Raw genomic sequence first — 7,699 nt, forward strand, 5'->3', positions numbered from 1 at the left:
TGTCTGAAGGCAGATGGATGTGAGATATCAGGAGAGTTCGCCCAGCTTGCGCACTGCTTGCCCTGTCATGTCGTCGTAGCCCACAGCGATCTTCTGCATGGACTCGAAGTGGCGCATGGTCTGCATGAGCTGGACCATCTCCTGCATGGAGTTGACGTTTGAATTCTCAAGAAAACCTTGGCGAATCTGAATGTCGGAATCCTTCAAGGCAGTGAACGAGCCGTCCGCAGAGAACAGGCCATCTCCCAAACGTCGCATCGCCTTGGTGTCTTCCGGTTGCAGTACTTTGATCTGGGCCACCGGAGTAGTGCTGTCCGCTACGCCCGTGCGCGACTCGAAGACGTTGCCGACAGAGTCGATGAAGGGGCGGTCGCCGTTGAGAACGATTTCGCCACCATTGCCCATCACTGGAAGCCCCTGGGCCGTCACCAAGCGCCCCCGGGCATCCACCTGGAACGCCCCCTGACGGGTATAAGCAGGACCAGCCTCGGTCATCACTTCGAAATAGCCGGGGCCAGCGAGCGCCACGTCCAGACTCTGGCCTGTGGATCTGACGGTCCCTGGGCGCACGTCGGTCTGGACGAGCAGCGAAGGCATCCTCATCGCCAAAGCGGCCGTCCTCGCTCCGGCGGGCTGGGCCTGCATGCCATCAATCACCGCAGAAAAGGCTTGTGCGGAAAAGCCGACCGGCTGACTGGCAATGGTTTCCCGCTGGTAGCCTGCTGTGAGTGCGTTGGCAAGGTTGCTACCGACACGGTCGATCTTCTGCATGTCCGTGTGCATGGACTGCAAAGCGAGGGCCAGGACTTCTTGCATAGATTCGTGTTGGTTAAGAGATTGACGCCCACTGCTTACTGAAGGCTCACTACCGCGTAGGACTTCAGTTCAATGGTGTGGGGAATTTCCGCCATGGACAGCACACGCAAGTGCGGCATTACCCGTTCCGAAAGCGAACGGACGTGCCTGCGGAGCTCCGGCGCGCACAGCAGCACGGGCAGCATGTTGCCCTTCATCATGCGTTCAGCCTGCTGCATGAGCCTGACCATCAACTGCTCGGCCATCTTCGGCTCGAGAACAAACGAACTTGTCACACCAGCGCCGCCTTCGGCGCCAGCGGCCTGGGCCGTTTGCACGCTTTGCAGGAACTGGCTTTCGACGACCGGGTCCAGGGTAAGCACGTGCAAAGCGGTTGCTTCACCAATCAACCCCTGACAGATTGCGTGGCCCAGCCGCAGGCGCACCAATTCGGTGAGATAACCCGCGTCCTTGGATTGGCGCCCCGCATCCGCCAGGGTTTCCAGGATGGCCTCGATGTGGCGAATGGAAACCTTCTCGCGCAGCAGGTTCTGTAAAACCTTTTGCACGTCGCTGACCGACAACACGGTCGGAATCAGCTCCTCCACCAGGCTCGCGTGGTGCTGGCGCACACGCGCCAGCAGTTTGTCGACCTCCGCACGGGTAAGAAGTGCCGCAGACTCGCGTCGCAAAACCTCAGTCAGGTGGGTCATAAAAACCGTGGGCGCATCCACCAACGTGAACTTACCGGCCATGGCGGCTTCGCGCTGGTCTTCCTCTATCCACAGCGCAGGCAGTCCGTAAGTGGGATCGCGAGTAGGTTGCCCTGCAAGGCCATCGGTCTTGCCGGATGGGTGAATGGCGAGGATACGGTCTACCCGGGCGTCGCCACGGCCACAGATCACCCCATCCAGGTGAATCTCGTAGCGGTCCGCGCCCAGGCGCACTGCATCCTTGAAGCGCACCCGCGGAAGCACAAAGCCCAGTTCCTGCGCATGCTGCTTGCGGAAGGTAACGATGCGCTCCATGAACGCACTGCCGGGCTGATTTACCAGCGCAGCCCATTGGCTGCCCACGTGGATCTCGATCGGCTCCACCTGCAAGACCGCATACGGGTCTTCGGCATTTTCTTCGGCAGTGCCTTGCGCACTTCCATCGCCATCCGCCTTGTCGGCCCCGGCCGTTGATTCCGCCTGCGCCTTGACATTGCGATAGCAGAACCACGCGACGGCGGCCACGAAGACAATGAGCACAGATGTGGGCAACAGCGGAATCCCAGGCAGCAGAAGCAGCCCCGAGAGCGCGGCCCCCACCAGCACCAGTGTCTTTGGGAACGACGTGATCTGCCTCAGTACTTCCTGGCTGAGGTTTCCATCGGACGCCGAACGCGTCACGATGATGCCGGTACCCACGGCAATGATGAGCGCAGGCACCTGCGTGACAATACCGTCGCCGATGGTCAGCAGCGAATAGGTTCGCAATGCCTGGTCCCACGGCATCTTGTGCTGCAGGATCCCGATTACCAAGCCGCCCACGATGTTGATCAGCAGGATGATGATGCCCGCGATCGCGTCACCCTTGACGAATTTGCTGGCGCCGTCCATGGCGCCGTAAAAGCCCGCTTCCTTCTCGATGTTCTTGCGGCGCCGTTGGGCTTCTTCCTGGTCGATGAAACCCATGTTCAGGTCGGCATCGATACTCATCTGCTGACCGGGCATGCTGTCCAGCGTGAAGCGCGCCGCGACTTCGGAGATGCGCTGCGCGCCATTGGTCACCACCACGTACTGCACGACGATCAGGATCAGAAAGACGATCAAGCCGATCACGTAGTTGCCGCCGACCACATACGCACCGATGGCGCCGATCACTTGGCCAGCATCACCGTCCGACAGGATGAGCCGCGTCGCCGCTACGTTCAACGATAGGCGGAACAGCGTCGCAATGAGCAGCAGCGAGGGAAAGGTTGAGAACTCCACCGGCCGCGCCATATAGAAGGTCAGCAGCAGGATCAGGAACGCGAAGCTGAAATTAGTGAGGATCAGAAAGTCCAGCAGAGGGCTTGGTATGGGCGCAAAAAGCACCACGAGCACGCCCAGAACCACCAGCACCATCGCGACATCGCTGTGCTTGCCAAAGAAACGTTGCAGCGAGTTCATGCCGCCGTTCCCGTGTGCTCGCCACCCGCACGCCGGTCGCGCATCGCAAACACCCATACGATGATCCGTGCCACCTCAACGAACATCTGGGGCGGCACATAGTGCTCAATGTCCAGTTCCTTGAACAGCTTGCGCGCAAGCGTGGGACTCTGAACGATAGGGATGTTGTTCCGCGCTGCGATCTGGCGCATGACGGCGGCAAGATGCCCGGCCCCCTTGGCTATCACCTGGGGCGAATCCATTTCACCGTGGACGTAGCGCAGCGCCACGGCAACGTGCGTGGGGTTGGTTAGCACGACGTCTGCATTCTTGGTTTGTCGCAAGGACTGGCTGCGTTTGCGCGCTTCGTTGCGCAGTTCTCGCATGCGGGCACGTACACGGGGGTCGCCATCTCTGTTCTTGGACTCGTCTTTGATCTCGCGCTTGCTCATGCGCATCTTTTTGGAAAACTCATGCTTGGTGAACAGCAGGTCCACCAGCGCAATCAACCCCAGGATCATTGACATCTTCAACCCGAGACTGGCCATATCTCCGAGAAGCGTGTGAACGTAGCCCAACGGAGACAGCCCGGATAAGTTGTAGAACTGCGGGGCGAGAGCAATCAACGCGTAGTACGCCGTGATGACGAGGAGCACGAGCTTCACACATGCACGTGCCGTGTCGAAGAGCGTGCGCACAGAAAAGACCTTCTGGAAGCCATTGACAGGGTTGAGCCGGCTGACGTCGGCGATCACCGGATCGAGCGACAAGACGATGCCTGTCTGCAACACGTTGGCCAGCAACGCAGCCAGCATGATCGTCACAAGAAAGGGCGCAAGCCAAAAGAGCGTGCCTTTGAGCGCCCCAGCAATCAGGGGCCACAGACTTGCACCGCCGGGGTCCATGCGTCCAGTTTGCAAGAGCAGCATCTGGTCGAACTGAAACTGCTCGCGCGTGGTGTCCCATCCACGCGAGCTCAGGTACACAACGGCGACCACGAATACAACGGCAGAAACGACGTCCGCGCTTTTGGAGACTTGGCCCTTCTCCCGGGCCTTCTGCAGCTTGTAGGGGGTTGCCGCCTCGTTACGGTCGAGATCTTGCTCAGCCATTACCGCCCAGCCTCCCGAGTGCCGAGACTTGACTGTGATGGGGCAGATGCGGAGGGAGCCGCCGCAATGAACATGGCCTGCCACGTATCAAAGATGCTGGCATACACACGGTTCATCGCGCCGCCCATGCCTGCAAACCACAAGGAGAGCACTGCCAGGCCCACGACGATCTTTGTGGGGATTCCGAGCACCAGCATGTTGATCTGGGGCAGGTTGCGCGAGACAACGCCCAAAGCAAGTTCCACCATCAGGATGCAAAACACCACCGGGGCGGCCAGAGCAAAGCCCAGGCTGAACAAGCCACCCGCCTGCTTCATTACGGCACCCGCCGCTGCCTCTGCAGACCAGGGCGCCCCTAGCGGAAATGCTTCGACGCTATAAGCCAATGCACGCAGCAAGGCGTGGTGCCCGTCCACCAGGAAAAACACCAGCACGGCCGCGTAATTAAACGTGGATACCAGCAAAGCGGATGGCCGCTGGCTCACCGGATCGAACACCTGCGCCAGGCCAAAGCCAATCTGCACGTCGAGCAGATTGCCCGCCATCGAAAACGCTGCGAAGGCCACCAGTACGCCCAGCGCCAGGGTTGCGCCCAGCGCCATTTCAATCACTGCAGCCCGTATCCAGGGGCCTGTCCCATCCACTGCAATCCCTACGGGCCTTTGCAGGCCCGCGGCCAGCGCCACCGCAAGCGCAATGACAACGATGGCCCTCACCCGTCCCGGCATGGGCATGGCATACAGCACGGGAGTCATGGCCAGAACGGTCGCGATGCGCAGGGACAGCAGGAAGACAGGCGCCATCAGCACCATCGGGCGCGTATCTCCGCGCAGAGCGGAAAATACCAATGTGTCGAGCGATCCGGCTGCCATGGTCAAAACTCAGAACATGCCGGGGATACCAACCCATAGCTGCGTCGCAAACTGCCCGAGCTTCTTCAGCATCCATGGACCAAACATGACGATCGCCACAGCCGCTGTGAGCAGCTTCGGAACGAAGGTCAAAGACATCTCTTGAATCTGCGTGACGACCTGCAACACGCTGATCAACAGCCCGACCAGCATGGTCAGGCCGAGGACAGGCAGGCAAACGACCAGACCTGTCCAAAACAGGTCTGAGAGCATCTTCAACGCAAGATCCGCATTCATTGGACACCAACTCTTAAAGCAGACGCGCACAAGTGCGCGCAAAGGCACGGGCCATAAACAAAAGTTGGTACTGGAAAGACGCCTCTGGCTTTTTGTGCTTTTATTGAGGTGCGCCCGGCATTCCCATGAAGGCACTCGCCCCACCCGAGGTGCTGCGACTTCAACTCCCTACCCCACGACAATGGCAAATCATGAGAGCGTCGTTTCGCTAGACAGCAAGTACGCCCTCAAACCGGCATTATTTTTCAGGTCCTGTGCAGACTCCATATGCCGATCGATGATCAATCGGCGCTGAGTTTACCGGGCCGAACACCTTTCCATACATCGAGCCCACGTCTGTTACGTTCTTGTTTAGTTTCAACAACAGTGGGCCATGCGAACCGAGTATTCGAAGATGAAGGGATGGTCTGAGCCTCTCGCGGTGGCGTTTTTGCTCGGCGTTTCACCGTCCACGCTGTCGTAGTGCCTGCGGGGCCGCACTTTGCAGCAGCCGCCCCGCCGCGTCGTACTGGCGGGTGTCCAGCAGGTACGCAGTGCCACTGGTGGCCTGCCCTTGTTCGTCCACGGTCTGGTGGCTGACGGTTTTAAGCCGGTTGGCGTCGTAGGTGTAGGTCTCCGTGACTGCGCCCAGCTTTGACTTCAGGGACTAAATGGACGCCATCGCTTGATGGGCATCATTTGTCGCTATATTTTTAGGAGCAAATTCGGTAGAGCGTCCGCGCCCCGAGGTTTGGCGGTCCAACTGGGCGTATCCGTAGGTGGCGGTTATCCCTCGGGGTGTTGAGCCTGCCAGGCGTACTTGCTACTCTGTTGATAGCAATCAAAGCATGCTGGGTAAGCGGTAGCGGCTAATTTTTATCAAACTTCGTGTACTGGGCCTCAACCAACCGAGATTCCTCTGGATTCACTGCACATGCAATGTTTCCTGACTGCCATCCTGCTGGCCCTGTGTTGGCATCCCCCCTGCGGCGACTCTTGGTGGTAAACATGCTGGGGCACTGGTGGTTGCGCCTTGGCCCCCCGAGGCCCACAGGAAGGGTGCGGCAACGGCGCAGGAAGGCCAAGGTGCAGTTCGATGCGGCGGGCTGCCAGACTCAGCCGTCCCGCAAGAAGCCAGCATGGGTGCTGGCCGAGGTGCTGCGACTCGCCGCGCATCTGCAAACGCCCCGAGCCATCGCCCACAACTTCAACCGTCTGCACGGCCAGCGGATGACGGTGGGCAAGACCTGGGTGCATGCGCGCTGCCGCGAGAACGCCGAATTCATCGCTGCGATGCGCCGAGGCATGAGGGGTAAGCCTCCCCGCATCGTGCCCGCCAAGCTGGAGTGGGGCATAAACCTGACCTTGACCTGTACCAGCGACGGCAACCAGCACCCCACCTTCGCCATCATCGACCAGGTTCGCGGGCCTTGCTGCGCATCAAGGTACTCACACGCAAATGCACTTGGACTTTGCTGTCCGAGTTCTATGCGGCCTGCGCTGAACATGGCGTGCCCGAGGCGGTGCGTACTGACAACGAGGCCAAGCTCACCGGTCGGGTGTGGTCCTCGTTCTTCAAGCTCGCGGGCATCAAGCGCCAGCGCATTGATCCGGGCTGCCCCTGGCAGAACGGGCGAATCGAGCGGCTGTTTGGCAACTTGAAGCCCTTACTTCGGCAACGCTTCATTCCTGACGCTGCGGCGCTGCAAGGGCGGCTCAATGAATTCGCGAACTTCTACAACCATGTGCGGGTGCACCAGAGCCTTGGTGCCCTGACACCAGCAGAAGCCCGGGGCGGGCAGACCTGAACGCAGTACGACACCGGTATGGGCAGGGGCGATGGGTGCAGTCGCTTGATGGGCTGATGTGGGCTACTGATTGCGATGTTGATTTTCAACCCCAACCGAAGCCGAAATATGAAGTGTCCGCATGAGGGAGGGATCAGCTCGTCCAAAGCGGAGGGTTTGCTAAAAAAGCAGGCGCACCAAGACGATGGATGGACGAGAGAAGCCAGTTGTGTGGGCGTTGGAGTGGGGCGCGAGGCCGAGATTGTTGAAAAATCAGCTCGCGAGAGCGACCAAAGGGTTGCGGACACGCGGATAGGACACGAACTAGAAAGCGTTCTATATAGAAAGATCAATCGTTAAATTGAATCTCGCATTCGTCCAGCGGGAAGCGTCGACTATCGGACAGCACGAGCATTTGTTCTATGAGCTTGGCCGTGACAAGACCTAGCTCTTTGGCCCCCTCCTCAATCTGCCGCTGCCATCCTGCAATGTCACCTTTGTAGTACAGAGCGTACAGGTGAGTTCCGTCTGGAGTCGTGATAACGCAGGGTTCCAGCATCACCGATCCTGCAGTCGGCACTATCGGATCGATACGACCGGTAACCTCTCGGAAGAGCTTCTTTGGAGACTTTTTACCGTCAAAGGAGACATAGCGAACGCGCTCTGCTTCATCACCACTTCCGGGAATCTTGCCTTTCTTTCCAATAGAACCACCAAGAATTTTTTCCATAGGACTGACCATG

Annotated in this window: 8 protein-coding genes; 1 reads left to right on the forward strand and 7 read right to left on the reverse strand. The window is 59.2% G+C overall.

What is annotated here, in order from left to right:
• Positions 1-27 precede the first annotated feature (27 nt).
• From ACSQ3Q_RS20620 to ACSQ3Q_RS20645, 6 genes are all read right to left on the reverse strand, one after another.
• On the reverse strand, positions 28-816 hold the full coding sequence (locus ACSQ3Q_RS20620; RefSeq protein ID WP_436136191.1) for a flagellar hook-basal body protein: 789 nt from the start codon (positions 814-816) through the stop codon (positions 28-30).
• 35 nt (positions 817-851) lie between these two features.
• Positions 852-2,951, reverse strand: a complete 2,100-nt coding sequence (flhA, locus tag ACSQ3Q_RS20625) for a flagellar biosynthesis protein FlhA (RefSeq protein WP_436136192.1) — start codon at positions 2,949-2,951, stop codon at positions 852-854.
• A complete protein-coding gene (locus ACSQ3Q_RS20630) occupies positions 2,948-4,042 on the reverse strand; it encodes an EscU/YscU/HrcU family type III secretion system export apparatus switch protein (RefSeq protein ID WP_436136193.1) in 1,095 nt (364 codons plus the stop codon). The genes flhA and ACSQ3Q_RS20630 overlap by 4 nt, the downstream gene beginning before the upstream one ends.
• Positions 4,042-4,914, reverse strand: coding sequence for a flagellar biosynthetic protein FliR (locus ACSQ3Q_RS20635; RefSeq protein WP_436136194.1), 873 nt, complete (start codon positions 4,912-4,914; stop codon positions 4,042-4,044). The genes ACSQ3Q_RS20630 and ACSQ3Q_RS20635 overlap by 1 nt, the downstream gene beginning before the upstream one ends.
• A gap of 9 nt (positions 4,915-4,923) precedes the next feature.
• A complete protein-coding gene (locus ACSQ3Q_RS20640; RefSeq protein ID WP_436136195.1) occupies positions 4,924-5,190 on the reverse strand; it encodes a flagellar biosynthetic protein FliQ in 267 nt (88 codons plus the stop codon).
• A 442-nt stretch (positions 5,191-5,632) separates the two neighbouring features.
• Entirely contained in the window at positions 5,633-5,755 is a 123-nt protein-coding gene (locus tag ACSQ3Q_RS20645; protein WP_436136196.1) for a hypothetical protein, read from the reverse strand.
• An 844-nt stretch (positions 5,756-6,599) separates the two neighbouring features.
• On the opposite strand from ACSQ3Q_RS20645, the gene ACSQ3Q_RS20650 reads away from it, so the two are divergent.
• Positions 6,600-6,977: an integrase core domain-containing protein gene (locus ACSQ3Q_RS20650; protein WP_436136197.1), complete on the forward strand. Its 378-nt coding sequence runs from the start codon at positions 6,600-6,602 to the stop codon at positions 6,975-6,977.
• A gap of 328 nt (positions 6,978-7,305) precedes the next feature.
• Here ACSQ3Q_RS20650 and ACSQ3Q_RS20655 read toward each other — a convergent pair whose 3' ends face one another.
• Positions 7,306-7,686 (reverse strand): hypothetical protein, encoded by a 381-nt coding sequence (locus tag ACSQ3Q_RS20655; RefSeq protein ID WP_436136198.1) that lies wholly within the window; start codon positions 7,684-7,686, stop codon positions 7,306-7,308.
• Positions 7,687-7,699: the final 13 nt, after the last annotated feature.

The organism is Acidovorax sp. LjRoot129 (genome assembly GCF_964253765.1).
Taxonomy (GTDB): domain Bacteria; phylum Pseudomonadota; class Gammaproteobacteria; order Burkholderiales; family Burkholderiaceae_C; genus Acidovorax.